The following is a 26,554-nucleotide window of genomic DNA, read 5'->3' as shown; positions in this document are numbered from 1 at the left end:
CTACTTACTCTCTTCCTGTGCGCTCGACCGGCGGAACAGAATCACGTTGTCGACGTCGTCCAACTCGGCGAGGTTTACCGTCACATCCTCATCCGCAGCTGTGGGAATGTTCTTGCCTACGTAGTCCGCTCGGATAGGCAACTTTCGGTGGCCACGGTCGATGAGGACAGCCACCTGTACGGATTCTGGTCGGCCAATGTCCGTCAGGGCGTCGAGAGCGGCGCGAATAGACCGACCGCTGTACAAAACATCGTCGACTAGCACTACGGTGGTGCCGTCAATTCCTTGCGGTGGAACCTTCGTGGGCTTCAGCGCCCGATGACTTGTGGTGCGAAGGTCGTCTCGATACAGGGTGATGTCCAAAGAACCCTGGAAGACTTCTACCCCCGTGAAATGCTCAATTTTCTCGGCTAGTCGTGCCGCGAGTGGCACTCCCCCCGATGGAATGCCTAGAAGAACCACGCGTTGGGCGTCTTCCCCGTCAAGCGCGGTCTTTTCAATAATTTGGTGCGCGATGCGCGCGACAGTACGGGAAACTTGATCTGCGTCGAGTAAGGTGACGCCAGTTTCCCCAGCCGTCGGGTTCATCGTGACCTCCTTTCCCGCCTCTCTGTGCGGTCTGTTAAAGGATGTCTACATTGTCCGACTCGCAGTCTATCACGCGTCTGCGGAATCACCGGCTTCCTTAACGGAAGCCTCCCCCTCTTCGTTTACGACGTCACCAAGCAGTGAATCCAGGTTGTCGTCGGCCTCGCTATTGGCACGCTGCGCTGCAGCTGCATCGGCGATCTGCAGGTCAGCCTGTACCTGCATGTCCTTGTTGATGCCATCCAGTACTGCGTGAATGTAGCTCGGAGCCTTGTCGTGGGAGTATTCGCTCGCTAGCTCTACCCCCTCAACTACTGCCACCTGAGAGGGGACATCATCGTTGAACTTCAGCTCCCACGCCGCGACGCGCAACACGGCGCGGTCGACGGCTGGCAGGCGATCCAAGCGCCACTCGCTGGAAAGGTGCAAAGCGATGGCTTCGTCCAGCGCATCCAGGTTCGTTGCCACTCCGGGCACAATCTGCTGGGTGTACTCCGGCACCGGCTTGACCTGATTAGCCGCATCCTTGGCCAGGGAAATGCGCTCTTCGACGATCTCCACCGGGTCGATGTCGCGGAACTCCGCCTCAAACAGAATGTCCACTGCTCGGCGGCGCGCCTTGTAGCGGGAGCCATGGCGCTTAAACGAGGTGCCTTTGCCCGCGTTCGTCTCAGCTGTACGTTCTTCAGTCATGGGTGAAAAGCAGTCGCTGCCTTAGTTGTTGACGCGAGATAGGTACTCGCCCGTGCGGGTATCCACCTTCAGTACGTTACCGGTCTCAATGAACAGCGGTACCTGAATCTCCGCCCCGGTCTCCAGGGTGGCGGGCTTGGTACCACCGGTGGATCGATCACCCTGCAGACCCGGATCGGTCTGCTCAACCTTCAGCTCAACGGATACCGGCAGCTCGGCGAACAGTGGCTCGCCCTCGTGGAAGGAAACCTGCACGGTGGTGTTCTCCAGCAGGAACTTAGCGCCATCACCCATGAGGTGCGGAGCCAGCTCAATCTGATCGTAGGTCTTCTCGTCCATCAGAACGAAGTTGGTGCCATCGTTGTACAGGTAGGTCATGTCGCGACGGTCAACGGTAGCGGTCTCGACCTTCACGCCGGCATTGAAGGTCTTATCGACGATCTTGCCCGAGACAACGTCCTTCAGCTTCGTGCGAACGAAAGCAGGGCCCTTGCCCGGCTTGACGTGCTGGAACTCCAGGATCTGCTGAAGCTTGTTGTCCATCTTCAGCACAAGGCCGTTCTTGAAGTCTGCGGTAGTTGCCACGAATGGTCTCCTTCTAGCGAGTAAAAAATTTTTGGCTATTGCAGTCTAGCAGCTCGCCAAACCCTAAACGACGATGAGTTCCGTCGGCGAGGCATTAAAGCTACGCGCACCATCGGCGGTAATCACATACGTGTTCTCGATGCGCAAGCCCGTTTTTTCCGGGATATAAATGCCCGGCTCTACTGTTACGGTCATGCCTTCTACAAGCTTTTCTGCGGGATCGACGCCCGCTGCCGCCCGCGGAGCCTCGTGCACATCGAGCCCCACGCCGTGCCCGGTCGAGTGCACAAAGAACTTGCCGTAACCAGCCTCGGAAATAACTTCTCGACAGGCCGCGTCGACATTACGCAGCTCCACGCCTGGGGCCAGGATCGCTTCCCCGGCCTTCTGCGCACGGTACACCACGTCGTAGAGCTCGCGGGATAGTTCATCTGGCTCCCCCACACAAACTGTGCGGGTTTGGTCGGAGGCATAGCCATTGAGGTATACGCCGAAGTCCACCGTCACTAGCCCGGGAACAATCTTCTCTCGAGATACACCCGCGTGCGGCTTAGTGGCATTCACGCCACTGGCCAAGATTGTGTCGAAGCTCAAACCATCAGCCCCGGCAGTACGAAGCTGGAACTCCAACTCTGCGGCAGCCTGAATTTCGGTGATGCCCTCGCGGATACCACCATCTTCAATAAAGGATCGCCATACGCTATCGGCCAGTTCACCAGCCTCGGCAAGAGCTTCGATCTCCAGCTCATCTTTTACAAGGCGCAGCTTTTCCACCACATCCGCCAGTACCGGCGGGTTGCCCAAGCCCTGAGCCTGGCCATAAGCCAGGCTGGATTCAACGGCGAACCTCTCCCCCGCAGTCATCTTGGCGAACTCAGCCGCACGGTCAAAAAGCTTGCTACCAATCTCAATGGCCACGTCATCAGGCTCGCCGGTTTCAATTCGGATCTGCGTGTCGTAGCGTCCGTCCGTCAGGAGCAGATGTTCGCCGTCCTCACGGATAACCAGCAATGCGTTAGAACCGGAAAAACCGGTGAGATAGCGAACATTCTTCAGGTCGCTGATAAGAAGCGCCGCATGCTCGGACTCCTGGATCAGTGCTGTGGCCTTATTGCGGCGGGTGCGGTAGGCGTCAAAAAGTTTCTTAGACATCAACACTCCTTAAAGTTCTGGCGTTACGCAGAGATTTAGCTGGGCGCTATTGGGCAAAGTAGCGCAGGGCAGCGACGTAGCCGTAAATTCCCAGACCCGCGATGACGCCGCTGGCCAGTGGGCTGAGATAGCTGTGGTGGCGGAACTCCTCACGCGCGTGAACATTGGAGATGTGTACCTCCACGAAACCCGCGCCGTCCGCGATCTCAGCAAGCGCATCGCGCAGAGCAACAGAGGTGTGGGTAAACCCTCCAGGGTTGATGATTACCGCAGCCCCATCGTCGGCGGCCTGGTGAATGCGATCCAGCAATTCTCCCTCATGATTCGATTGGAAGAAGTCTATCTCGATCCCCAGGGATTGTGCCTCGCGGGCTAGCAGATCCTCCACATCGGCCAGCGTGGTGGTGCCGTAGACCTCGGGCTGGCGCTTGCCCAGGCGATTAAGATTCGGCCCGTTAACAACGCACACCTTCGGCGCATGAGGTTGTGCTGGATTCATCGCTGCCTCCTAAGGCTTGGGTATACGTTTTGGGTTTTATGTTCTGGTTCACGCTTCCACGCTAGCGGCATACGCCTCGCGCAACAGCTCCTCACTCGGGCCTTCCAGGCGGGTGGGCGTGCCGATCTTTTCAAGAACAACGAAACGGATCTTGCCGCCCTTATTCTTCTTGTCTCGCCCCATCGCCGCGAGTAGCTCGTCGAGCTCAGCGCCGTTGTAGCTGGTCGCCAGCCCCACAGAGTTGAGGATATCGCAGTGACGCCGAACGTCCTCGGCACTCAACAATCCAGCGGCCTTCGCCAACTCCGCTTCGAAAATCATGCCCACGGCGACCGCCTGGCCGTGGCGCCAGCGATAATCCTCATGGTGCTCCACCGCGTGGCCGTAGGTGTGACCGTAGTTAAGAATCTCGCGCAGGCTGGACTCCTTGAGATCTACCGCCACCACGTTGGCCTTCACTTGGATAGCGCGGGCAATCAACTCCGGCAGGCTACCGTGCGGATCCAGTGCAGCCTGTGCGTCTGCTTCGTAGATGTCGAGGATTTCGGTGTCGGCGATGAAGCCCGCCTTGATGATCTCTGCTGATCCGGCGATCATCTCCTCGCGTGGGAGAGTATCGAGCACCTCCAGATCGATGATGACCGCACTTGGTTCGTGGAAGGCACCAACAAGGTTCTTCCCGGCTGGGGTGTTGATACCGGTCTTGCCGCCCACGGCCGCATCCACCATGGCCAGCAATGTGGTGGGATAGTGAACCACCTTGATGCCTCGCATCCACGTGGCGGCAATGAACCCAGCGAGGTCAGTCGCCGCGCCCCCTCCCAGGCCGATGATGGTGTCGGCACGGGTGAGGCCGACGCGCGCGCATTGATCCCAACAGGCAGCAGCGGATTCAGCTGTCTTGGCGGACTCTGCGTCTTCGATCTGATAGGTATGCGCGCTAAAGCCGGCAGAGGAAAGACGCGCAGCCAGTTCTTTCGCGCGAGCGCCCAGGGCCGGTTGGTGAATGATGAGGTAGTTGGCGGTATTCCCAGCTACGTTGAGGATCTCCTCGGAAGCGAACTCGATCCCTCGGTCAATCACCACATCGTAGGGCGACTGAGATGCCACCCGAATGCGCTGCTGTGTAGAGGTTTGGCGCGGTGCGTCAGACATTTGATGGGGATTCCTCGTCAATCAGTTGTCAATGGGTTGTCAATCGGTTGTTGGGTCGTGGGTTGGGATACGTGCTATCGGAAAACCGGGTCGTGGGGCTCGGAACTGTGCTCGGTGAGTCGCTCCAGGCGAATCTCTTCAATGAACCGAAGGATGTCTGTGACCACGCGGCGGGGCTCCTTTCCATCACAGCGAACCATGAAGTTGGACACTTCCTCGTAGTATGCCGAACGTTGAGCGAAAAGCTCCTCGTATTTGCTGCGGGGGTCAGCCACATTCAGAAGCGGTCGCGTCTTGGAACCGGAGGTGCGGCGAACGCCTTCAGCAATAGAAACATTGAGGTAGACCACCGTGTGATCTGCCAACAGGTCGCGGGTGCTTTCTGTGACTACGGCGCCCCCACCGAGGGAAACGATCCCATCGGTGGTCAGAGCCTCTGCGACTACGATCGCCTCCTGCTCGCGGAAGCCCGGCTCGCCCAGTTCGGCCATGATCTGGTTGCAGGTCTTCCCTAGCTTGGCTTCGAGCAAATGGTCGGTGTCGACAAGCTGTAGGTTCAAAGCATTTGCCAAACGCTTACCGATCGTGGTTTTGCCGGAACCGGGAAGCCCAACCAGCACCGCGCGGGGACTCATCGGATGTCTCCGTCCGCCACTTCCCCATCGGCAGCGCTGTTCGCCTCGGCAGCCCAGTCAAGTCGGCTGTCCACGTACTCAAGGTAGGACTGCACGTTGCGCTTCGTTTCTGCCACGGAGTCGCCACCGAACTTCTTCAGCACAGCACGCGCCAGCACGAGGGCTACCATCGTCTCGGCGACGACGCCGGCGGCCGGAACCGCACACACATCAGAACGCTGGTGAATACCCGTTGCGGCCTCACCCGTTGCCATATCCACAGTCTTCAGGGCACGCGGAACAGTGCTAATAGGCTTCATGGCGGCGCGGACGCGCAGATCTTCCCCGTTTGTCATACCGCCTTCCAGACCACCAGCCCGGTTGCTCAGGCGGCGTACTCCGCCTTCCGCACCGGCCTCCATCTCGTCATGTGCTTCGGAGCCGCGGCGACGAGCTTCCTCAAAACCATCACCGATCTCCACGCCCTTGATTGCTTGGATCCCCATGAGGGAAGCTGCCAGCTGTGCGTCGAGACGCTCATCACCAGAGACATGTGAGCCCAAGCCGATCGGCAAGCCCTTCACTACAACTTCGACGATGCCACCGAGCGTGTCGCCGGACTTCTTTGCCGCTTTGATCTCTTCAACCATGGACTCTTCAGCCGCAGAATCGAAGGCGCGTACGGGGGAAGCATCAATAGCCTCAAGGTCAGAAAAATCCGGGCTGGGTCCTGCGTAGGGCTCGGAGCGGCCAATACTAATGACGTGCGACAGCACCTCCACTCCCAAGACCTCTCGCAGGAGCGCCCGGGCGAAAGTGCCAGCTGCGACGCGAGCAGCCGTCTCGCGGGCAGAAGAACGCTCCAAAATCGGGCGTGCTTCATCGTGGTCGTACTTCACCATGCCCGAGAAATCCGCGTGACCAGGGCGTGGGCGAGTCAGCTTTGCGCCACGTCCGCTGGACATTTCCTTAGCGACCTCCGGGTCGGATTCATCCACCGGGTCGGCCGACATGATCGTGGTCCACTTGGGCCACTCGGTGTTACCGATCATTACCGCAACCGGGCTTCCAAGAGTCTTGCCGTGGCGCACTCCACCGACAAAGGTGACCTCATCCGCCTCAAACTTCATACGCGCACCCCGGCCGTAGCCCAGGCGGCGACGTGCCAACTGATAGGAAACGTCTTCCCGGGTGACCGAGAGTCCGGACGGGAGGTTCTCAATCAAAGAAATCAGAGCCTGGCCGTGCGATTCACCTGCAGTAGTCCAACGAAGCATAAGAAGCATAATACAGGTCACGTGCAGGTCTAGCCCCAATGACGTGACGTTTTATTAACGCAGCATTAACGACGCCACCACCACTACTCCCGTTGCCATCAACATCGCAGGGCCATGTGGACTCGCCCGAGCTGAGTTTGCTGTGCATCCCCTACAACCCCACTGCGTCAAACCAGAAAATGAATGGCTGCAGAATGCAAAATAAATGCTGTGCATGAGACCGCTAAGTCCCACGGCAATAATCACGCCCGGCGGGAAGATCACAGCCGCAAGAGTTCCCGTCGTCAAAGCAAGCTTTGCATCGCCAGCTCCCGCAAACAACCGATGATGTATGAGCGGTAATCCGAATGCCAATGCCGACCAGGCCAGCCCTCCGAGAAACGCCCAAGCGTTAGCCCACGGAATCGTCCACGACAACGCTACTGCCACGGGAATGCCCGGGAGGGTGAGCCAGTTGGGCAAGCGGGAGGTGCGGGCGTCAAAAATTAGGAGAGCAACCGCCCAGGGCAAAAAGAGAAGAAGAAACGAGGAGTTCGGCACGTCTCGCAGGCTAGCGAGCGGCGCGGACAGCGCCAGCCCAGAGCACCGCCGAAAGTGAGTGCCTTGTGGACAAAAGAGATTTATCCACAACGGCTATGAACTACAGTTGCCCTTTGGCCTGCAGGACGGTATCGAGCATGAGCCCCTCTGGGGCAGACTTGCCGGTGAACAAACGGAATTGCTCCTCTGCCTGGCCTGCAAGCATCCGCAGACCATCCGCATGCGGCACTGCCTTAGCCTGGGCAGCTGACAGCAATGGCGTGGGATAGGGGTCATAAATGACGTCCACGATACCCGCGGCAGCACACAACCCTGCGGAAAGTTCCGCGGCGGCATGAGCCGGGATAGTCGACACGACAACCGCTGCGTCTGCGCAGGTCTGGGCGATATCCGCTTCTTCAAAACGGGACCAAGAAAACTCCATACCCAGCGTTTCTACGACGCTTTGCAGGTTCAGAGCCCGCTCGGAGCGAGCCAGGACAGTCACATGCTCGACCCCAGCGGCGGCCAAAGCGGCGACTGCCGGACGCGCCGTCCCCCCATTTCCAACAATGACGGCGCGTGCTCCCCGCAGGCCAGCAGTATCGCCACCACCGATGTACTCCAAGCAACGAGCAACCCCGTCAACATCGGTGTTATCGGCAAGCCATTGGCCGTCGCCTTGCGGAACCAGGGTATTGGCCGATCCGATCTCTTGAGCGCGGGTGGTAGCCAAATCCGAGAGCTCCAGAGCAGCTTGCTTGCCCGGCATGGTCACGGAGAAACCACGAACCAGACCATCGGACTCTTCCATTAGCCGACGAATATCGCGAGACTCTCCTGCCTCGACCCGCACATAGTCCATGTCCAGGCCAAGGGCGCGATAACCAGCAGTGTGCAGCTGCGGGGATAGCGAATGTTCAATCGGACTGCCCAGCACTGCACAGCGCAGACTGGTCATCCCTAGAAACTCATCGACCGAGATCACGTGGCCTGCGGCGGACATAGCAATTCACCCTATTCGTGCTTCTTCGAGAAAACGTTTTCTTAAGAGTTAAAAGCTGGTGCTACCTGTTAGAGTCCAAAACACCGTTGCGGCGGGATTCCTCGATAGCACGCTCGTGCGCAGCGAAGTCGCGGTTGAAAACGGTGCGACCGTTGCGATCCACCGTAACGAAGTACAGCCAATCGCCATCAGCCGGGTTCTCAATGGCGTGCAGTGCCTGCAGGCCCGGGGAGGAAATCGGGGTCTCCGGCAGGCCCTCCTTGGCGTAGGTATTCCACGGGGTCGGACGATTACGGTCGGCGTCAGTCGTTGCGACCTCGACTTCGCTGAGGTCATAGTTCACCGTGGAGTCGAACTCCAGCTTCTGCTTCTCCGCCAAACGGTTCAGGATCACGCGGGCTACCTTGTCGAAGTCGCCCTCCGGTGCCTCGCGCTCCACCAGGGAGGCCGCAACCAGCATGTCGTAGGGGTTCAGGCCTACCTTCTGGGACGAAGAAACAAGCCCAGTGTCCTGGTACTCCTCCTTGGAGGTATTGAGCAAGGACTTCAGGATCTCCTCGGGGCTGCTCGTGGGATCAAAAAGGTGAACGCCTGGGGAAATCAAGCCCTCGATACGTTTCGGGTCATCACCGCGCGCTTTGACTTTCTCCATCGCCCAATCCGCGATTTCCAGCTGCTCCGGCGGGGTCTGCGCCGCAGCCTTTTGCAAATCTTCGACGGACACGCAGGTGTGCTCATCCTGGCAGGTTTGCTGCGAAATCAGGCTGAAGATGCCCTTACGGCTTTCGCCCCCAACCACCTTCACATCGTTGAGGGTCAAACCATTGGGAATGTCGACCACGCCGCGACGGCGATCGTCACTGGACAGCCAATCGAGCGCCTTGTCTGCGGACATTTGCTCTTGCAACGGGTAGTACCCCGCCTGTAGCTCTGGTTCCTTGCGTTCGGCAGCCGACATCAGGGCACGGCGGGATCCGACCACGCCTTTGTCCACCAGCTGCTCCGCCAGGCTATCGACTGAGTCGCCTGGGCTGACCCTAACCATGACCACATTGCCATTACCTTCGCCGGCGAAGTCACGCACGGCAACGACGTCACGCTGGTACCAAACGTATACGCACGTACCGACCAACAGAACAACCAGGGCGAGAGCCAATGCGGCGGCAAGCTGGCGGCGCCGTCGAAACTTTGGCTGCATGTTGCGGGTCGATCCCATAGGTCGTGGGCCCTTTCGTCCAGAGTTCTACAACAATGATTTACAATTCAGCGGTCATTTTCTCACGAATTGATAAATTTTAGGAAAGCACGCGCCGCCGCGTGTCTAACCACCCCTGCAGGATATGCACCGCCGCTGCCTGATCGATCTTTTTTCTGCCCTTTTTACTATTGACGCCAGAGGCGTGAAAAGCCTGGGTAGCAGCCATTGTGGACATTCGCTCATCCACCATGCGCAACGGGATATCCGGCAATTCCTCTTTAACTAGCCGGGCAAACTCCTCCGCATTAATTGTGCTCTGGGTATGGTTTCCACGCAGTGCCACCGGAAGGCCGACGACTATTTCCACGACGAAGTTCTCCCGGCAGATCTCTACGACACGCTGCACATCACCATCGTCTGCGGTGGCCTGCACGGTCTCTACGGGGGTGGCCAGGATGCAGTCTGGATCTGAAATCGCCACCCCGATGCGCACGGTGCCGACGTCGAGGCCTAGCCTCCTACCACGGCCGGGATCGGTAGCTGGGTCTGGCGTTTCAGTATGCATTAAGAAATGCCTTCGATCCTACTTAACTGCGCAGTGCGCTCTTGACGGCCTCAATACCAGCTGGGATGCCAGCAGCGTCAGAACCAGAGCCCTGAGCCATGGCGGGCTTACCGCCACCGCGTCCAGCGACCTTCTCACCGAACGTCTTGACCAGCTCGCCAGACTTGATGCCTTGGGCCACGGCAGCGTCGTTGGCAGCGGCGACGAAAGGCACCTTGTCTCCATCAACGGAAGCAAACACCACAACAGCGGCTTCAGAGCCGAGGCGGTTCTTCGCATCCATGGCCAGGGTACGCAGATCGCCAGCTGCCACTCCCTCGGGGAGCTGTTGGGCCAGGACCTTGACCTCACCCAGCGTTTCGGCCTTGTTTACCAGCTCGCCGACCTGGCTCTGCAGTTGCTGGCCACGCAGCTGCTGGATCTGCTTCTCAGCGGCCTTCAGCTTGGCGGTGAGGCTATCGATACGTTCAGGGAGTTCCTCGCTGGGAGTCTTCAAACTGGTAGCCAGACCCGCAACAAGGGACTTTTCGGTGCTCAGGAAGCGGAAGGAATCCATACCCGTATATGCCTCGATGCGGCGGATACCGGATCCGACGGAGGACTCGCCCAGCACGGCGATCGGGCCGATCTGGGAGGAGTGATCGACGTGGATACCACCGCAAAGCTCCATGGAGAATGGTCCGCCAATCTCCACAACGCGAACTTCGGAGCCGTAGTTTTCGCCGAAGAGCGCCATGGCGCCCATTGCCTTTGCCTCTTCAAGGGAGGTTTCGATGGTGTTGACCTGGTAGTCGCTGTCAACGGCACCGTTGGCGATCTCCTCGATCTGACCCAGCTGGTGCTCGGTGAGCTGCTCACCATAGTTAAAGTCAAAGCGCAGGTAGCCCGGCTTGTTCATAGAACCGGCCTGTACGGCTGTGGGGCCTAGCACCTCACGCAGTGCGGCGTGGATCAGGTGGGTACCGGAGTGCGCCTGACGGGCCTGGTGGCGCCAAGCCTTATCGACAGTGGCCTGGATCTTCTGTCCCACAGCCAGCTCACCACCGCTAACGGTCACATGGTGCACCCACACCTTCTTACCGACCTTCTGCACATCCTCGACGCGGGCGGCACCCGAGGTGGACTTCATCTCACCACGGTCGGCCATCTGACCACCGGCTTCGGCGTAGAACGGGGTGCGGTCCAGAATCACCTGGGCGGCAGCGCCCTCCGGAGCGGTCTCCACGAGCGCGCCGTCACGGATAATGCCCAGCACGGAAGCCTCGTCGGCCAGGTTCTCGTAGCCGGTGAACACAGTCGGGTGATTGTCCACGAACGGGCGGTAGATCGTCTGATCCACGTGGCCTAACTTCTTGGCATTGTTGTCGGCCTTGGCGCGGGCCTTCTGCTCCGCCATAAGGTCGTGGAAGCCATCGATATCCACATTCAGGCCGGCCTCGGCGGCCATCTCCTGGGTCAAATCGATCGGGAAGCCATGGGTGTCGTGCAGGGAGAAAGCGACATCGCCCGGGACGGTATCCTCGCCGCGCTCCTTGGCGCCGTGAGCCCAGTTGTCGAACATCTGGGATCCGGATTCCAGGGTCTTCAGGAAGGACTTCTCCTCGGCCAAAGCCACTGCGCGGATGCGTTCGTAGTTGTCGGCGATCTCTGGGTAGGACGGGGTCATGGTCTCCCGCACGGTATCCATGAACTTCTCCAGCGTCTCGCCCGTTGCACCCAGCAGACGGGCAGAACGGATAATGCGACGCAGCAGACGACGCAGGATGTAACCGCGCCCCTCATTACCGGGGGTCACGCCGTCGAGCATCAGCATAAGGCCAGTGCGGGAGTGGTCGGCGATGACGCGGAAGCGCACATCGTTGGTCTTATCAGCACCGTACTTCGCGCCTGTTACCTCCTGGGCGACGTCGATGACAGGGCGCAGCAGGTCGGTTTCGTAGACGTTGTCCACGTCCTGCAGGATGCAGGCCACACGCTCGATGCCGAGGCCGGTATCGATGTTCTTCTTCGGCAGCTTGCCGACGATTTCGAAGTTGCCCTTTCCAAGCCCCTCGCCACGTTCGTTCTCCATGAACACGAGGTTCCAAATCTCGATGTAACGGGTGTCGTCGACAATCGGGCCACCCTCCTTGCCATGCTCCGGGCCGCGGTCGTAGTAGATCTCGGAACACGGGCCACACGGGCCGGGGATGCCCATGGACCAGTAGTTGTCCTCCATGCCAAGGCGCTGGATCTTGTGCTCAGGCACACCGATCTTCTTGTTCCAGATCTCTGCAGCCTCGTCGTCATCGGTGTAGACGGTGACCCACAGACGCTCCGGGTCGAGCCCCAGGCCGCCCTCGTCCACTGGATTGGTCAGCAGTGTCCAGGCGTGCGTGATGGCGCCTTCCTTAAAGTAAGCACCAAAGGAGAAGTTGCCTGCCATCTGGAAGAACGTGTTGTGACGGGTGGTGATGCCAACCTCGTCGATATCGAGCGTGCGCACGCACTTCTGGATAGACGTTGCAGTGCCATTCTCGAACGGTGGGTTTTGCTGGCCTAGGAAGTAAGGCTTAAACGGCACCATGCCGGCGTTGACGAACAGCAGATTCGGGTCGTCCAGGATCAGCGATGCGCTCGGGACCTCGGTGTGCCCGGCCTTGGTGAAGTGCTCGATGAAGCGCTGGCGGATCTCATGCGTTTGCACGTTGGCTTTACCTCGTAGATTTTTAGTCGAAAGTTTTAATCGTCGGTCAGTGTAAACCGTAGATGGAACGCATACATTCTACCCCCGGGTCAAAAAGGAGCGAACGATAGCCCTCAGGCTACTCAACCGAGCTGCAATGGTCTTTTCGTGCCCATGGGTGGTTGGCCGGTAGTACACGGCATCCTTCAAATCCTCCGGCAGATATTGCTGCGGGACAACTCCCTTGGGGTCATCGTGCGGGTAGACGTACCCCACCGCATTACCTAATGCCTTAGCGCCTTGGTAATGACCATCGCGCAAATGCGCTGGCACTGCCCCGCCTCTACCTGCCTGAACATCCCCGATAGCGGAGTTAATCGCGGCGATTACTCCATTGGATTTCGGGGCGGTAGCCAGGTGGATTGTGGCCTGCGCCAGGTTCAGGCGTGCCTCCGGCATGCCAATAAAGCCCACTGCGTGGTACGCAGCGACGGCAACCTGCAGTGCTTGTGGATCCGCCATGCCGATGTCCTCGCTGGCATGAATCACTAGTCTGCGCGCGATAAACCGCGGGTCTTCCCCACCCTCTAGCATTCTCGCCAGGTAGTGCAAAGCCGCGTCAGGGTCCGACCCACGGATGGATTTGATGAAGGCACTGGTGATGTCGTAGTGCTGGTCGCCGTCGCGGTCGTAGCGCGCCACGGCCTTATTCAGGGACTTCTTTACTTGGGACGCCACCAGCTCCCCAACTTCATTTTCCCCATCGAACTGGACTCCCTCGGCTGCGGCTTCCAAGTAAGTCAAGCTGCGCCTGGCGTCTCCTGCGGACATGGCAACGAGTTGGTTTAAGGCTTCCTCCGTAACCTGCAAGCGCCCACCGTATCCTCGCTCATCGTCGAGGGCGCGTTGGAGTACGGTGCGAATGTCGGCGTCGCTAAGGGAAGACAGTTGTACGAGCAGCGACCGGGACAACAGCGGCGATACAACAGAGAAGGAGGGGTTCTCGGTCGTGGCGGCAACGAGCAGGACCGTACGGTTCTCGACTGCGGCAAGGAGGGCATCCTGCTGGGTCTTCGAAAAGCGGTGAACCTCATCGATAAACAAGACGGTGTGCTCGCCGAGGAGGAGGCGCTTGCGGGCCTGCTCGATAATGGCGCGGACTTCCTTGACACCGGAGTTCAGGGCGCTTAATGCCTCAAAGCGGCGCCCCGAGGCCTGCGAGATCAGGCTGGCGATTGTCGTCTTTCCTGTGCCGGGCGGTCCGTAAAGAATCACGGAGGTATCACCCTGGCCCTCGATCAGGCGGCGCAATGGCGAACCGGGGCCGAGAACCTTCTCCTGCCCCACTACCTCATCCAGTGTGCGCGGGCGCATACGAACGGCCAGCGGCGCATGGGTGCCTGGGTGAAAGTAGGCCTCTGCGGACGCCTGATCGGCACCGCTTTCCTGCCTTTTCTTGTCGCCCTGGCCAGTGTGGGAGAAAAGATCGTCCATAGGTTTTACACCTCGTCGACGCTAGTCCTCGCGCTCGTGAGGGAAAGCCCCCAGTTGCGCCAGAACCTTCAGAAGCATACGTGCAAAAGCGCCGATAGCCTCGAAATCCTTGGAGTCGCGACGGCGAGAGAAACGCTCGATGGCCTCCACTGTCGTGGCGAGGTCTTCCAACTGCTCCTCCGACATATGACGGATGGAGCGGGAAACGTCCTGGTTTTCGGACTCTTCGCCGAAGACGAAAGAGGAATGCTTGGCCACCGAAAGGCGCCCGTAATACATCATGATCAACGACAGGAAAGCCCAGCCAATAAGGGCTGACATCACCCATTCGTGAAACACTTCGTCGTCAGAGATCGTAGGCCAAATCTGCTGAGCTTCGGCACGCCAAGCAGCCAGGAACTCAGTAGTCTCGGGTTCGTCCAGAGCGGGGGTCGTGTTGTCCTGTGGGAAGCCCGCGACTACACACGCCACATCAAATGCAGCATCCCGGAATCCCGCCCACTCGTAGTCGAGCAGCACAATGTTGTTGGTGAGCATCACATTGTCCGGGGCCAGGTCAAAGGGCGTAAAGACCTGATACTCGGACTTTGTCTGGCGCTCCGCAGCTTGGGAGGCGTAGCGGTGTACCACCGGGTCGATGGTCAAACCATTGGAGGTCATGAGCTCCACGCCAGATTGGATGAGCTCACCGACGTTGATATCCGATTCATCGATGGCCTCAGGGCTAATCTGATGACGCTGACACTGGCGTCGCATCAGCGTCGAGTAAGCCGAAGCCCCGCCGAACGTCGCGGCATGCATCTTGCCCAGCGAACGGCCGAGCTTACGCAGCGCGACACCCCTCGCTTTGGAATCGTGGAGAGTCAGCACATCAGTGAAACTCGTGCCGTCTCCAGCGTCGGACAGCACCAGTAGGCGCTGGTCAATGTCATATGCAAGCAGAACCGGACCAGGGCGAACTGTCTCGGCCAGCGTGTTCGTGTACTGATAAGCCACTACCTCGCGCAGCATGCCTAACGCATCGGGACCGAAACTGGCACTACCACCACTGTCAGTTGGGGCGCCCTCCGTGTTGGACTCTGCACCCTGTCCGGCCTCTGGCGGCAGCTGCTTAATGACCACCGATCGCTCCTGCAGGAAAGGATCGGCAGACACCCTGCAGCGCAAAACCATCGAGGATCCACTGCCGCCCAGGTCCTGCGGGTCGCTGAGCTCTGGTGAGCCTCCGAAGCGGGTAGCCAAAAGTTGCTTGGCTGCCTCGACGGTGGACTCGATAGATTGCACTTTAAATCGCCTACTTTTCCTTCTGGCCCTGCTGGCCCTTCTTAGGCTTGAAATCGATGCCAGATTCCTTACGCTGCGCTGCGGAAATTTCGCCCGGAGCGTCGGTCAGAGGATCTACGCCACCGCCGGACTTGGGGAAGGCGATAACGTCGCGGATGGAATCAAAGCCGCCCAAAAGGGAAACAATGCGATCCCAGCCGAAAGCGATGCCGCCGTGTGGCGGGGCGCCGAAGGCGAACGCATCGAGCAGGAAGCCGAACTTCTCGCGAGCCTCCTCCTCGCTGATTCCCATGACCTTGAACACGCGCTCCTGGACGTCAGGCTGGTGGATACGGATAGAACCGCCACCAATCTCGTTGCCGTTACACACGATGTCGTAGGCGTAGGCCAGAGCCTCGCCCGGGTTCTGGTCGAAGTTATCCAGGTACTCGGGCTTCGGGGAGGTGAATGCGTGGTGCACAGCCGTCCAAGCGGAGTTGCCCAGAGCCACGTCGCCAGAGGCAGTAGCGTCGGCAGCTGGTTCGAACAGCGGTGCATCCACTACCCAAGTGAAGGCCCAATCGCCTTCCTTGATGAGTCCCAGCTTGTTGGCGATCTCACCGCGTGCTGCACCCAGCAGGGCACGGGAAGGCTTCGTTTCGCCCGCAGCGAAGAAGATGCAGTCGCCCGGCTTAGCGCCGACATGCTCGGCGATGCCCGCGCGCTCAGCGTCGGTAATGTTCTTGGCCACCGGACCAGACAGCTCGCCGTCCTCGCCCACCAGGATGTACGCCAGGCCCTTGGCACCGCGCTGCTTAGCCCATTCCTGCCACGCATCCAGCTGACGACGGGGCTGGTCTGCACCACCGTCCATGACGACGGCGCCAACATACTCGTTCTGGAACACGCGGAACGTTGTGTCCTTGAAGAACTCGGTGCACTCAGTGATCTGGATGTCGAAGCGCAGGTCCGGCTTGTCGGAGCCGTAGTACTTCATTGCATCGGCGTAAGTCATGCGCGGGATTGGGGTGGAGATCTCGTAGCCGATCTCCTTCCAGATAGCCACCAGGATTTCCTCGGCTAGGGAGATCACGTCTTCCTGGTCGACGAACGACATCTCGACGTCCAGCTGGGTGAACTCCGGCTGACGGTCGGCGCGGAAGTCTTCGTCGCGGTAGCAGCGGGCGATCTGGTAGTAGCGCTCCATGCCAGCCACCATCAGCAGCTGCTTGAACAGCTGCGGGGACTGCGGCAGGGCGTAGAAGGTACCCGGGCGCAGACGCGCCGGCACCAGGAAGTCACGAGCGCCCTCCGGGGTGGAGCGCGTCAGCGTCGGGGTCTCGATTTCCGTGAAGTCGTGGTTGGCCAGCACACCGCGGGCGGCCTGGTTCACGCGAGAACGTAGACGCAGAGCATCACCTTGGGACTTGCGACGCAGGTCAAGGTAGCGGTACTTCAGGCGAGTCTCCTCGCCCACCTCGCCGGAGGTGGAAGGATCGTCAATCTGGAACGGTAGTGCAGCCGAGGCATTCAGAACTTCCAGCTCGGAAACGTTGACTTCGATGCCGCCGGAAGCCAGGTTTGGGTTCTCCGATCCTTCAGGTCGGGCTTCGACCACGCCGGTGACCTTTAGGCAGTATTCGCTGCGCAGGTCGTGCGCGCGCTCGGCTACCTCGGACTCGCGGAAAACGACCTGTGCCACGCCGGTACGGTCGCGCAGGTCGATGAAGATGACGCCACCGTGGTCGCGTCGACGACCGACCCAGCCAGTTAAGGTCACTTCATCGCCGATGTTTTCTGGGCGCAGCTCGCCCGCAAGGTGTGTGCGCAGCACGTTCCTCAGAGTCCTTCCTCGTTATTGTTCGCGTAAGTGTTAGCTAGTGTTAGCTTTTGAGCCTTTTTCGACCTTACAGCTTACCTTGTCCATATAAGGCTGTATATGTCACCTAGGTATGGCACGATTCACTTGTGACTTTTAACAACAATCTGAACAACTATTCCGATCGTGGCCAGCGCGGAGGTACCGGCTCCGGCGGTGGCGGTTTCGGCCTCGGGGGCGGGGGTGGCAACCAAGGTGGGGGCGGCGGCCTGTTTACCGGCCTACTTTTTGGCGCCCTCGCTCGCCGCTTCGGCATTCCGGGAATCATCGTTGCCGCCATTCTGGTGTTCCTCTTTAACGGCGGACTCGGAATGTTGGGTGGGAACAATGCCTCCGACCAGCGTGCGGGCGTCAGTAATAGTAGGCAGGGTGAAGGCTTCGAGCACTGCAAGACCGCCGATGACGCGAATAAGGACGACGACTGCCGAATCCTGGCGACCGCGACTTCCGTCGACGATTTCTGGGGCCGAGCACTTCCCGAGGAAGCCGGGATCGATTACACCAAGCCTGGGCTTGTGATTGCCGAAGGCCAAACCAGTACCAGGTGCGGATCGGCAAACCTCGCCAACACAGGGCCTTTCTACTGCCCAGGCGACGAGACGGTGTACATGTCCACGCCCTTCTTTAAGGAGCTAAAAAAGATGGGCGGTTCCGATGGACCGTTCGCACAGATGTACGTCACTGCGCACGAGTTCGGCCACCACATTCAGCAGCTGGAAGGGAACCTGGGGCTAAGCGACTACGACAATCCAGGCGAGGACTCCAATGCGGTGAAAATGGAAGTCCAAGCCGACTGCTACGCCGGTGTGTGGGCCCAGAACGCAGATAAGGGCGAGGGAGCTCTCTTGGAGCCCCTCACCCAGGAGCAGGTCGAGCAGGCAATTAAGACCGCCCGTGCCATTGGTGATGACGCCATCCAGTCCAGCGCCGGGCAGGAAGTTAACCCTGACAAATGGACCCACGGATCCTCAAAGATGCGCGTGGACTGGTTTATGCGCGGCTACCAGGGTGGCACTATGAAGTCCTGCCACCAGGACTTCCAGCGCTAAACGCCCTGGATAGTGGCCTAGATACTGCCCTAGCGCTGCGGAGGAAGGAAAGGCCGCAGCCAGCTTGGCACAGCGTGGGCTGGAATCAGGTGGTTGATCCAACCCCATACGCCGGCGCTGCCAGCGCCCAGGGCGATAATGCCCAGGATGATCGTGGTGATGATGCCATCCTTGGCAGAGCCACTGATTTCGCCCTTCTGGTTATCGCTAGAACCCGAAGATCCTGTGGAACCAGGGGTATCCGAGGAGCCAGAAGATCCACCCGGCTTGTCGGGAGTACCGGGCTTACCGGGGTCGCCCGGCTTCGGGTCAGCCCCCGGAGCATTGAAGCCCACCTTGATCGGATCGTGGTCCGACGCGCGGAACACATTCGGCTCATAGAAGTCCACCACGTTGTAGTTCCGGCGCGAATACTCAAACGCCACCGACTCGTCGGCGTTGATGTCCCAGACATCCGCACCGGTGGCCAGTTGCGTTGCTTTTTCATTGGCTAGGACGTGATCCAGGGATCCCAAGCGTCCGCCGAACTGGTAGGAGTGACCCGCCTCGTACTTATCTTCGAGGTTGGTGTAGCCCGCCTCTTCGATGATGCTGATTGCTTCCTCCTTCGCATAAGCATTGAAGTCTCCTAGCACGAACTGCGGCTTGTCCTTGAGATCAGGATCCTCGCGCAACCACTTCACCAGCTCACGGGACATGTCGGCGCGCAGACGGGCGTTGTTGCCCTGGCCATCGCCGGTGTCAGCGTCTCCCCTGGCTACGCTCCCCTTGGACTTGTAGTGGTTGACAACCGCTACGAATGCCTGGTCATCAGCCGCGCCCTTGTTCTTGAACTGCTGCGCCAGTGGCTGACGGGCGATCTCGTCGAAGGCGTTAACGTCGAGAATCTTGGACTCCCCGACCGGTTCTACCTTGTCCGGTTGGTAGATAAACGCCGTGCGAATCACGTCCTCGTTCTTCGCTACCTTGCTCGGGCTTGGCACGTACTTCCAATTTCCGCCAGCTTTGTTGAGCTCATCAACGAGGTGCTTCAGTGCTGCATCGCGGTCCTGGCCGAAGCCAGCGGAGTTCTCAATCTCTTCCAGCCCCAAAACGGAGACGTCGAGGGTGTTGATTGCCTTGACGATCTTGGACTGCTGGTCCTTGAATGCCTGCTCCGAGTAGGCTCCACGGACATTGCAGGAGTCAGTAGCTACGGGGTTGCCTTCGCGATCGTTGTAAGCCTTGCAGCCGGCGTCGCCTTGGCCCAAGTCGGTGAAGTAGTTCAACACATTGAAGCTGGCAATGGAATGGCTACCGCCGACGGCCTCCGGACCCTTTTCCTCTGCCGGACGTGAATCCTCCCAGCTGATCGGCAGGTCAGCCTGGGCAGTGTCACCCGTGATCTGACGTGTCGGCTGCAATCCCCACGTTTTGAAATTGTAGGAAAGCACCACCGGGTTGGCGAAGCTTACCTGATCCCCGGAGCGCAGCGACTTGATACCCTCCGCCGTCTTCAGGTACGGCTGTGGTGTATTTTGCGCATCCTTGTTGCGGAAGTAATTCAGCGTCGCGCCATCGTCCAGGGTAACGACGCGCTTGGCATTACCGGCCTCATAAGCTTGAGCTTCCGCACCGGGCGCCACCATGGCAGTCGCCTGGTACAGGGGCTTGTCACCTTCCACCAGGTCTACAGTGCCGTACTGGTTCAGGTTGTAGTTGTTGGTGACGGTGTACGTCGCAGATGGCTTGAACAGCATGTGCTCATTTGCCTCGCGAGTCTCCTCGTCTAGAGGGATCGAATCAGAGATTGGTTCTGGCTTTTCGCCACAGTCTTCGGCAGGGTTGGTGGATTCGGTGTACTTTGCATAACCGATCTGCGTAGATTCGGCGTGCTCTCCTACCTTGCCCGTAACAACGACGCACTTACCCAGGTCGGCTGGGGTGCCATTCTTGCCGGTGTAGACGAACACAGCTTGGGAGGCCTCTCCCGGCTTGTGCAGCTTGGCTTTGCCTCCCTCCTGAATCGTGAAGCCATCGAATCCCCCGGAAGGGTAGCTAGCGGTTACCCAGCCTGCGGTCTTTACTTCTTTGTCCACTAGCGGGGACACTGCACCCGTGCCCTGGATCTCGGAGATCTTCTTCTGCTCTGCTTCGCCCGGTTGTTCCGGTTTAGTGGGATTTTCCGGCTGTTCCGGTGCCGTCGCATTGGGATCAAGAGCATTACCACCGCTGAAACGTGGAGCTGGAGCGCCGACGGTGAAGTCGACGCTATTGTCGTCGGTATCCTTGCCATCGGCAGCACGAGCTGCTGCCTTGGTGGAGCTCAGAGTCCCAGTACCGGCAGCTTCATTCACCTGCGCATTGCCGTAGCCCACAATGTCGATCGCGGGGTTACCTGCAGCCCATTTGTCGGCGGTGTTGCTCAACACGACGGTTCCTTCCGAACCCTTCATTGCCAGGTCGCCGCTGTTGGCGTCGGCAACAAAATCCTGGGTGCCGCCATTACCCGCAGCGCCCTTGATCAGGTAGAACGACTTCGGCTGAATCGTGCCGGATAGGGCAACAGGGTAGCCATTGTTATTTCCCTTTGCGGAAAGATATTGGACGGTCCAGCCGTCCAGGCTGATGGGCTTATCGGTTGGGTTGAAAAGCTCCACATAGTCATTCTTCAAGGTGGCGCCGGCGTTTCCGCCGCCACCGTAAACAGCGCTGATGACGACGTTATCTCCAGCGGGGGTTGCTCCTACGGTTGGAACAGAAAGGACATTGGCGCCGAGTGCCAAAGCACTGAACGTTGCGACGGAAGTGATGGTTTTGAAACGAGCCTTCATATTTCTTCAAGCTTTCTGGTGAAAACAGCCCCCGCATTAAAGGTGCGAGAGCTGAAATGGTGAATCAGTGTTGATGTCAGGTGATTAGATGTGGAGCAGGTCGCGAGCCCACTTCGGCAGGATATGGGTCGGGATGCCACCGTGGTTCTGCACCCAAGCGATGGCAGTTGCGCCACCGATGATCACGGCGAGGATGCCCAGGATGGTGCCGATGATGCCGCCGGTGGAGGAACCGGACAGGGAGCCTTCTGCACCCGGCTTCTCGTCCGACGTTGCACCGCAGCCACGATCGACATCGAGCTTGCCTTCGACGGAGATCGGGTAGTTCAGCTTAGAGCCAGCATCGGTGGTGATCTGCAGGAACGCAGCCTCTTCTGGAACGGTAAGGTTGACGGTGGCCTTGCCGGTTTCGTCGCGGGAGTCGGTGATGGTGTTGTCCATATCTTCGGAAGCCTCACCGACAGTGATGGCCTTTTCACCCTCGCAGCGCAGGAACTTGGCGGTCGCCGTCTTCGGCTTTGCCTCAGGACCCGTGTAGCTCAGGGAGCTGAGGTTGACAGTGACGTCCTTGTTCGGAGCCAGGATGGTCCCACGCAGCGCCTCGTCGGTCACCTGAGCCTCGTCCACGCCAGCGCCGGACAGCTGCACGCCGACGGAGGTCTGGTTCGGGCGAATGGAGATATCCGAGTTGTCCTTCAGGTAGCGGTTGAATACATCGACATCGATCTGCCCTGCGTCCTGGAACTTGCCCTTCGCGAAGGAATCGAAACCATCGCCACCGGTGAGCAAGAAGCTGGAGCCCGCCACGCGGTAGGTCTTCGTCGGATCCAGGGGCTTACCGTCGATGGTGACGTAGGAGATGCGCTTACCCTGCTCAGCGTCCGGGTTGTAGGCATATTGCACGTTCTTGGACAGACCCAGCGACAGCATCGGGCGCTTGCCACCCGGCTGCCACTGCTGCTCGAGAGCATTCTTCAGGTCCTCACCAGTGATCTCCACAACGCCCAGGGAGTTGCCGAACGGCTGGACGGCGAATGCCTCAGCGAAGGTCACCTCGCCGGATGCCAGGTCCTCACGCACACCACCTGCGTTCATAACACCGATGTCGGCGTTCAGGTCGGTCAGCTTGTTTACACCGTACAGGGTGGCGTCCGCGATCATGGAGTTCAGGGAGGACTCGGTGCCGCGGTTGGTGCCAGTCTCAGCACCGGCGTCTGCACCACGGTAGAAATCGTTCTTCAGGTTCGTGACAACCTTCTCCCCCTCGATCTCCGAGTTTTTCTTCGCTGCGGTGACGATCTTCGCCACTTCTTCATCCGGCGTGGAGCCACAGCGGTCCATCATGTCTTTAGTGGTGCGATTGGTGGCGGTAACAGACACGACCTTCTTGGCGGCCTTGTCATAGACGATGTCAATGTCAGCCAGATCCATTCCGTAATTGGCCGGCTGCACCAGAACCGGCTTGCCGTCCAGCTTGCGCAGAACATGAGTGTGGCCAGCGATTACTGCATCCACCTTGTCAGAGAATCCGGTGTTGTCCATGCCCTCGTGAACCAGACCCACGATAACGTCAGCCTCTCCACTCTCCTTCAGGCGCTGTGCCTCTGCGTTAGTGGCGGCCACTGGGTCGGTAAAGCTAATGCCCTTGATGCCGTCTGGAGAAACGAGCTCAGAGGTCGTGTCGGTCACGGTACCGACATACCCGATCTTCACGCCGCCCTTTTCGATGACCTTAGAGGGAGCGAGCTGTGCGCCCTTAACGTTCGCGCCCAAGTAGGGGAACTTTGCCAGCTTGTCGCCGTTCACACCAACCCGGCCTTCGAGGTCCTCCCACCCCTTGTCGAACTCGTGGTTACCTACTGCGGAGGTCTCCAGCCCCATCTTGTTCAGTGCCTCAATGGTGGGCTTGTCCTTCAGAATGGAGGACTCGAAGGGAGAGCCACCGATGTTGTCACCCGCAGAAACAAAGCTGGTGTTCGGGTTCTCCTCGCGCTCCTTGTTGATGTAGCAGGCCATCACTGCCGCGCCGGGTTCCGAGATTTTCCCCTCGCGGTCCTTTGCCTGGGACAGGTGACCGTGGAAGTCGGTAACACCGAGGATGTTGAGACTGACTTGGTCGGACTCAGCTGCATACGCGGGGACATTCAGGCCCGCGAGGGCAAGGGTGGGCGCCATGGCGAAAGTCACGACGGCGCGGGAACTGCGGCGGGACAACTTAAACACTTGGGGGTTTTCTCCTCGTTGGAAATCGTCAATCGCAAACAATTGCGTAAAAAGAAGGTGTTACAACGAATGAGAGCTAACCATCGTTACGCGCTTTTGTCCGTGCACTATCCCGAGTCGATCCGCACCTGACCTGTACCTTCACGTTAGGTAACAATTCTATTAATCTTTAATTCACCAAAAATACCCCCGCGTGGTGTTACGCGGGGGCAATGGTGTGAACTGTGTGAACTCGACGCCAGTTTAACCCTCGGCTGTCTTTTCCGCCAACAGCTCCACAACTGCTGCCAGGTCTACCTCGTGTTGCTCGTGGGCTGCGAGATCCTTCACCGTCACGGTCCCCTCGGCCAACTCCTTATCACCCAGCACCAGGGCATACAGAGCGCCAGCGCGATCCGCTCCCTTCATCGCGCCCTTGAGCCCGCGATCGCCGTAGGACATATCGGCCGAAATGCCACGGCCACGGAGGTCATTGACGATGCTCACCATGCGGCGCTTAGCCTCTGCGCCCAGTGCCACGCCGTAGACGTCGACCCTCCTGCCGGTGGACGCCTGCTTCTCCTCCGCTTCCAGCGCCAGCAAAGCTCGATCAACGCCCAGCCCAAAGCCGATTCCCGAAAGATCCTGCCCGCCCAGCTGTGCCATCAGGCCGTCGTAGCGTCCGCCGCCACCGATGCCGGACTGTGCACCCAGTCCATCGTGCACGAACTCGAAACAGGTCTTTGTGTAGTAGTCGAGTCCACGCACCATGCGCGGGTTGATGATGTAATCAACTCCCAAATCATCAAGCAGCCCGGTCACGGTCTCGAAATGCTCGCGGGAGGTATCACTCAAATGGTCGAGCATCAACGGTGCATCCGCCAGCATCTCCTGCATCTCTGGACGCTTATCATCGAGCACCCGCAGCGGGTTCAGCTGCGCACGGCGTTGAGTTTCCTCATCCAGGGGCAAGGTTGACAGGAAGTCCTGCAGCTTTTGTCGGTATGCAGGACGGTCATCCCAGTCGCCCAAACTGGTTAGCTCCAGGCGAAAACCGGTGAGGCCAATGGAGGTAAAACAGCGGTTAGCCAGCGCGATGACCTCGGCATCCAGCGCGGGATCGTCCACGCCAATGGCCTCCACGCCGACCTGCTGGAGCTGACGGTAGCGACCGGCCTGCGGGCGCTCGTAACGGAAGAACGGGCCATTGTAGACCAGTTTGACGGGTAGCTGTCCACGATCCAGATTGTGCTCAATGACGGAGCGCATGACGCCCGCAGTGCCCTCCGGCCGCAAGGTCACCGACCGACCACCCCGGTCGGCAAAGGTATACATTTCCTTCGATACGACATCGGTGGATTCACCTACACCGCGAGCGAACAGTGAGGTCTCCTCAAAGATCGGCAACTCCACGTGCTCATAACCTGCCGTGTGCGCCGCGGAGGTAAAGGCGTCCTTAACCGCCTTGAACTCCGCTGACGTCGGCGGAAAATAATCTGGCACGCCCTTTGGCGCGCTCAGGGCCTTAAACTTCTGGGTCTTAGGCTTCTGAGCCTTCTGTTGCTTCTTGTCGCTCTCAGTCACAAAGAAACAGTCTACTAAACCGCTACTTTACGGCTGCCAGGAAGCTATTCGTCCGCTTCTCCTCGCCGATGGTGGTGTGCGGTCCGTGCCCCGGCAAGACGATGTCTTCGTCCGCAAAATCCGTAGTCAGCTTCTTCAAGCTCAGCATCATGTCCTCCGGCGAGCAACCAGGCAGATCGGTACGCCCCACTCCCCCGCGGAAAAGGACATCGCCGCCGATAATCAGCCCATCCACGCGGAACATCACATGGCCTGGGGAATGACCGGGCATGTGGTGGATATCAAACTCCGTACCGCCAATGCTTATCGAGTCTTCAAGGGGATGAATATCCTCAATAGCTGGCATATTGGCCACGTCGAAAGGTACCGCGAGCGGGCTGGCTGCCTGATCCATCTCCAACATGAAACGATCCAGCTCGTGAACGAACACCGGCACGCCAAAGGCACCCGCGTCTCGGATGTGGTCAATGTGGCCGTGAGTCAGCACCACTTTCTCTACCTTGAAGTTGTGTTCGGCGGCGAGACATTGAATACGCTCGTACGCACCTAACCCAGGATCGATAACGACCGCCGGGAAGTTTTCCCCCGAAGTGGCGTCAGAACCATCAATCAAAACATAGCAATTGGTCTCGAAGGGTCCAGCGGCGAAGCTCAAGATCTGCGTGGTCTCCGGCAGGGCTACGGGACGGTCGGAGTAATTGGTGCTCATGCCACTACACCCTAGCGAAAGCTCATCGAGGGGCGTGCCCTTGTGCCCGATTCGTGCTCTCCATAAGGCATAATGGATCACCGTATCTAGCAGAAGAAAGGCTCTAGAAAACGTGTCTGAAAAGAACTACCCGAACGAGGCCAAGCGTGACGAGGCGCTAAAGGAGCTGGAGAAGGCTCTGAAGTCTCGTGAACGCAAGGCCAAGATCGCTCCTCTGGGCGTGGTTTTCGCCACCCTCGCCGTGCTGGTCCTTATCGTAGGTGGCATCTGGTTCGCTTCCACCTATAGTTCCGATAAAGATGAGGATCAGGTCGCCGAAAGCAACGAGCAGACCTCCGAGCCGGAAGTGGAAACCGCAGCACTCCCCGAGGGGCCTCTGAAGCCCTACGGCAATAGCGTCAAGTGCGAGTACAAGAAGGACCCGAAGGGCAAGCTCAGCGAGGCTGGTCTGCCGGACGGCAATGACGTTTCTGCACATGGCACCCAGAAGGTGACTCTCACCGTGAACGGCGAGAAGGTTGGTCTGGAGCTGGCCAACGATAAATCTCCGTGCTCGACGAATTCCTTCGCGCATCTGGTGCAGAAGAAATTCTACGATTCCACCAAGTGCCACCGTTCCGTCAAGTCTGACTCCATGACCATCCTGCAGTGCGGTGACCCGGAGGGCACCGGTGCAGGCGGCCCAGGCTACTCGTTCCCGGATGAGTACCCGACGAACGGAGTTAAGAAGGACAAGGCTGAAACTCCCGTCAACTACAAGCGCGGAACCCTGGCCATGGCCAACAGCGGTCCGAACACGAACGGAAGTCAGTTCTTCCTGGTAACGGGAGATACCACCTTGCCGCCGAAGTACAACATCTTCGGCACTATCGACGAAGAGGGTCTAAAGGCACTCGACAAGCTGATGGAGAAGGCACCGGAGGGTGATGCAGCCCCGACCGAGGACATCAAGATCGAGTCCGCGGTACTGGGTTAACTCCCACCGCGCTAAATCCGACCGCGTTAAGTCCCACTGCGCAAGATGCAACGTGACCGGAGGGGCTAG

22 protein-coding genes are annotated in these 26,554 nt (G+C 59.1%); 2 read left to right on the top strand and 20 right to left on the bottom strand.

Annotation, left to right across the window (positions count from 1 at the left end; genetic code table 11):
* The 16 genes from pyrR to aspS all read right to left on the bottom strand — a co-directional run bounded on the left by pyrR (position 1) and on the right by aspS (position 17,107).
* Positions 1-588 (bottom strand): bifunctional pyr operon transcriptional regulator/uracil phosphoribosyltransferase PyrR, encoded by a 588-nt coding sequence (gene pyrR, locus ACWXWJ_RS01025; protein ID WP_293791512.1) that lies wholly within the window; start codon positions 586-588, stop codon positions 1-3.
* Positions 589-657: 69 nt separating this feature from the next.
* Positions 658-1,281, bottom strand: coding sequence for a transcription antitermination factor NusB (gene nusB / locus ACWXWJ_RS01020; protein ID WP_293791513.1), 624 nt, complete (start codon positions 1,279-1,281; stop codon positions 658-660).
* Positions 1,282-1,302: 21 nt separating this feature from the next.
* Entirely contained in the window at positions 1,303-1,866 is a 564-nt protein-coding gene (efp, locus tag ACWXWJ_RS01015; RefSeq protein ID WP_293791514.1) for an elongation factor P, read from the bottom strand.
* Positions 1,867-1,929: 63 nt separating this feature from the next.
* The gene (locus tag ACWXWJ_RS01010) at positions 1,930-3,018 is read right to left on the bottom strand and encodes a M24 family metallopeptidase (RefSeq protein ID WP_293791516.1); all 1,089 of its coding nucleotides are present in this window, start codon (positions 3,016-3,018) and stop codon (positions 1,930-1,932) included.
* A gap of 46 nt (positions 3,019-3,064) precedes the next feature.
* On the bottom strand, positions 3,065-3,517 hold the full coding sequence (aroQ, locus tag ACWXWJ_RS01005; RefSeq protein WP_473963270.1) for a type II 3-dehydroquinate dehydratase: 453 nt from the start codon (positions 3,515-3,517) through the stop codon (positions 3,065-3,067).
* 48 nt (positions 3,518-3,565) lie between these two features.
* Entirely contained in the window at positions 3,566-4,672 is a 1,107-nt protein-coding gene (aroB, locus tag ACWXWJ_RS01000) for a 3-dehydroquinate synthase (RefSeq protein WP_473963269.1), read from the bottom strand.
* A 74-nt stretch (positions 4,673-4,746) separates the two neighbouring features.
* On the bottom strand, positions 4,747-5,307 hold the full coding sequence (locus ACWXWJ_RS00995) for a shikimate kinase (protein ID WP_473963268.1): 561 nt from the start codon (positions 5,305-5,307) through the stop codon (positions 4,747-4,749).
* Positions 5,304-6,563 (bottom strand): chorismate synthase, encoded by a 1,260-nt coding sequence (gene aroC / locus ACWXWJ_RS00990; protein ID WP_473963267.1) that lies wholly within the window; start codon positions 6,561-6,563, stop codon positions 5,304-5,306. The genes ACWXWJ_RS00995 and aroC overlap by 4 nt, the downstream gene beginning before the upstream one ends.
* A gap of 54 nt (positions 6,564-6,617) precedes the next feature.
* Positions 6,618-7,103 carry a prepilin peptidase gene (locus ACWXWJ_RS00985; protein WP_448307630.1) on the bottom strand — a complete coding sequence of 162 codons (486 nt, stop codon included), beginning with the start codon at positions 7,101-7,103 and terminating at the stop codon, positions 6,618-6,620.
* 100 nt (positions 7,104-7,203) lie between these two features.
* On the bottom strand, positions 7,204-8,088 hold the full coding sequence (locus tag ACWXWJ_RS00980; RefSeq protein WP_448307629.1) for a shikimate dehydrogenase: 885 nt from the start codon (positions 8,086-8,088) through the stop codon (positions 7,204-7,206).
* A gap of 61 nt (positions 8,089-8,149) precedes the next feature.
* On the bottom strand, positions 8,150-9,286 hold the full coding sequence (gene mltG / locus ACWXWJ_RS00975) for an endolytic transglycosylase MltG (protein WP_293791531.1): 1,137 nt from the start codon (positions 9,284-9,286) through the stop codon (positions 8,150-8,152).
* Positions 9,287-9,383: 97 nt separating this feature from the next.
* Positions 9,384-9,851: a Holliday junction resolvase RuvX gene (ruvX, locus tag ACWXWJ_RS00970; protein WP_293791532.1), complete on the bottom strand. Its 468-nt coding sequence runs from the start codon at positions 9,849-9,851 to the stop codon at positions 9,384-9,386.
* 22 nt (positions 9,852-9,873) lie between these two features.
* Complete coding sequence (gene alaS, locus ACWXWJ_RS00965) at positions 9,874-12,537, bottom strand: alanine--tRNA ligase (protein ID WP_473963266.1); 2,664 nt, start codon at positions 12,535-12,537, stop codon at positions 9,874-9,876.
* Between the two features lie 78 nt (positions 12,538-12,615).
* Positions 12,616-14,010: a replication-associated recombination protein A gene (locus ACWXWJ_RS00960; protein WP_473963265.1), complete on the bottom strand. Its 1,395-nt coding sequence runs from the start codon at positions 14,008-14,010 to the stop codon at positions 12,616-12,618.
* Positions 14,011-14,031: 21 nt separating this feature from the next.
* Positions 14,032-15,294 carry a phosphotransferase gene (locus ACWXWJ_RS00955; protein WP_293791534.1) on the bottom strand — a complete coding sequence of 421 codons (1,263 nt, stop codon included), beginning with the start codon at positions 15,292-15,294 and terminating at the stop codon, positions 14,032-14,034.
* 10 nt (positions 15,295-15,304) lie between these two features.
* Positions 15,305-17,107 carry an aspartate--tRNA ligase gene (aspS, locus tag ACWXWJ_RS00950; RefSeq protein WP_473963264.1) on the bottom strand — a complete coding sequence of 601 codons (1,803 nt, stop codon included), beginning with the start codon at positions 17,105-17,107 and terminating at the stop codon, positions 15,305-15,307.
* Between the two features lie 134 nt (positions 17,108-17,241).
* Between aspS and ypfJ the strand changes: the two genes are divergently transcribed.
* Positions 17,242-18,201, top strand: a complete 960-nt coding sequence (gene ypfJ, locus ACWXWJ_RS00945; RefSeq protein ID WP_473963263.1) for a KPN_02809 family neutral zinc metallopeptidase — start codon at positions 17,242-17,244, stop codon at positions 18,199-18,201.
* A gap of 29 nt (positions 18,202-18,230) precedes the next feature.
* Here the strand turns inward: ypfJ and ACWXWJ_RS00940 are convergent, their stop codons facing one another.
* From ACWXWJ_RS00940 to ACWXWJ_RS00925, 4 genes are all read right to left on the bottom strand, one after another.
* Complete coding sequence (locus ACWXWJ_RS00940; protein WP_473963262.1) at positions 18,231-21,014, bottom strand: ExeM/NucH family extracellular endonuclease; 2,784 nt, start codon at positions 21,012-21,014, stop codon at positions 18,231-18,233.
* Between the two features lie 84 nt (positions 21,015-21,098).
* A complete protein-coding gene (locus ACWXWJ_RS00935) occupies positions 21,099-23,237 on the bottom strand; it encodes a bifunctional metallophosphatase/5'-nucleotidase (RefSeq protein ID WP_473963261.1) in 2,139 nt (712 codons plus the stop codon).
* Between the two features lie 243 nt (positions 23,238-23,480).
* Positions 23,481-24,800 (bottom strand): histidine--tRNA ligase, encoded by a 1,320-nt coding sequence (gene hisS / locus ACWXWJ_RS00930; protein ID WP_473963260.1) that lies wholly within the window; start codon positions 24,798-24,800, stop codon positions 23,481-23,483.
* Between the two features lie 22 nt (positions 24,801-24,822).
* On the bottom strand, positions 24,823-25,509 hold the full coding sequence (locus tag ACWXWJ_RS00925; protein WP_473963259.1) for an MBL fold metallo-hydrolase: 687 nt from the start codon (positions 25,507-25,509) through the stop codon (positions 24,823-24,825).
* 112 nt (positions 25,510-25,621) lie between these two features.
* Between ACWXWJ_RS00925 and ACWXWJ_RS00920 the strand changes: the two genes are divergently transcribed.
* Entirely contained in the window at positions 25,622-26,485 is an 864-nt protein-coding gene (locus ACWXWJ_RS00920) for a peptidylprolyl isomerase (RefSeq protein WP_293791541.1), read from the top strand.
* The last annotated feature ends 69 nt before the right edge of the window (positions 26,486-26,554 follow it).

The sequence above is a fragment of the Corynebacterium sp. p3-SID1761 genome, from assembly GCF_055862885.1.
Note: the sequence above shows the minus strand (reverse complement) of the source record. Positions and strands in the feature narration are given on the sequence as shown.

Coding starts and splice junctions, on each gene's coding strand:
- ACWXWJ_RS01010 (WP_293791516.1), bottom strand. CDS start 3,018: ATGTCTAAGAAACTTTTTGACGCCTACCGCACCCGCCGCAATAAGGCC.
- nusB (WP_293791513.1), bottom strand. CDS start 1,281: ATGACTGAAGAACGTACAGCTGAGACGAACGCGGGCAAAGGCACCTCG.
- pyrR (WP_293791512.1), bottom strand. CDS start 588: ATGAACCCGACGGCTGGGGAAACTGGCGTCACCTTACTCGACGCAGAT.
- ACWXWJ_RS00960 (WP_473963265.1), bottom strand. CDS start 14,010: ATGGACGATCTTTTCTCCCACACTGGCCAGGGCGACAAGAAAAGGCAG.
- ACWXWJ_RS00940 (WP_473963262.1), bottom strand. CDS start 21,014: ATGAAGGCTCGTTTCAAAACCATCACTTCCGTCGCAACGTTCAGTGCT.
- ACWXWJ_RS00980 (WP_448307629.1), bottom strand. CDS start 8,088: ATGTCCGCCGCAGGCCACGTGATCTCGGTCGATGAGTTTCTAGGGATG.
- aroQ (WP_473963270.1), bottom strand. CDS start 3,517: ATGAATCCAGCACAACCTCATGCGCCGAAGGTGTGCGTTGTTAACGGG.
- aroC (WP_473963267.1), bottom strand. CDS start 6,563: ATGCTTCGTTGGACTACTGCAGGTGAATCGCACGGCCAGGCTCTGATT.
- ACWXWJ_RS00995 (WP_473963268.1), bottom strand. CDS start 5,307: ATGAGTCCCCGCGCGGTGCTGGTTGGGCTTCCCGGTTCCGGCAAAACC.
- ruvX (WP_293791532.1), bottom strand. CDS start 9,851: ATGCATACTGAAACGCCAGACCCAGCTACCGATCCCGGCCGTGGTAGG.
- mltG (WP_293791531.1), bottom strand. CDS start 9,286: ATGCAGCCAAAGTTTCGACGGCGCCGCCAGCTTGCCGCCGCATTGGCT.
- ACWXWJ_RS00925 (WP_473963259.1), bottom strand. CDS start 25,509: ATGAGCACCAATTACTCCGACCGTCCCGTAGCCCTGCCGGAGACCACG.
- aroB (WP_473963269.1), bottom strand. CDS start 4,672: ATGTCTGACGCACCGCGCCAAACCTCTACACAGCAGCGCATTCGGGTG.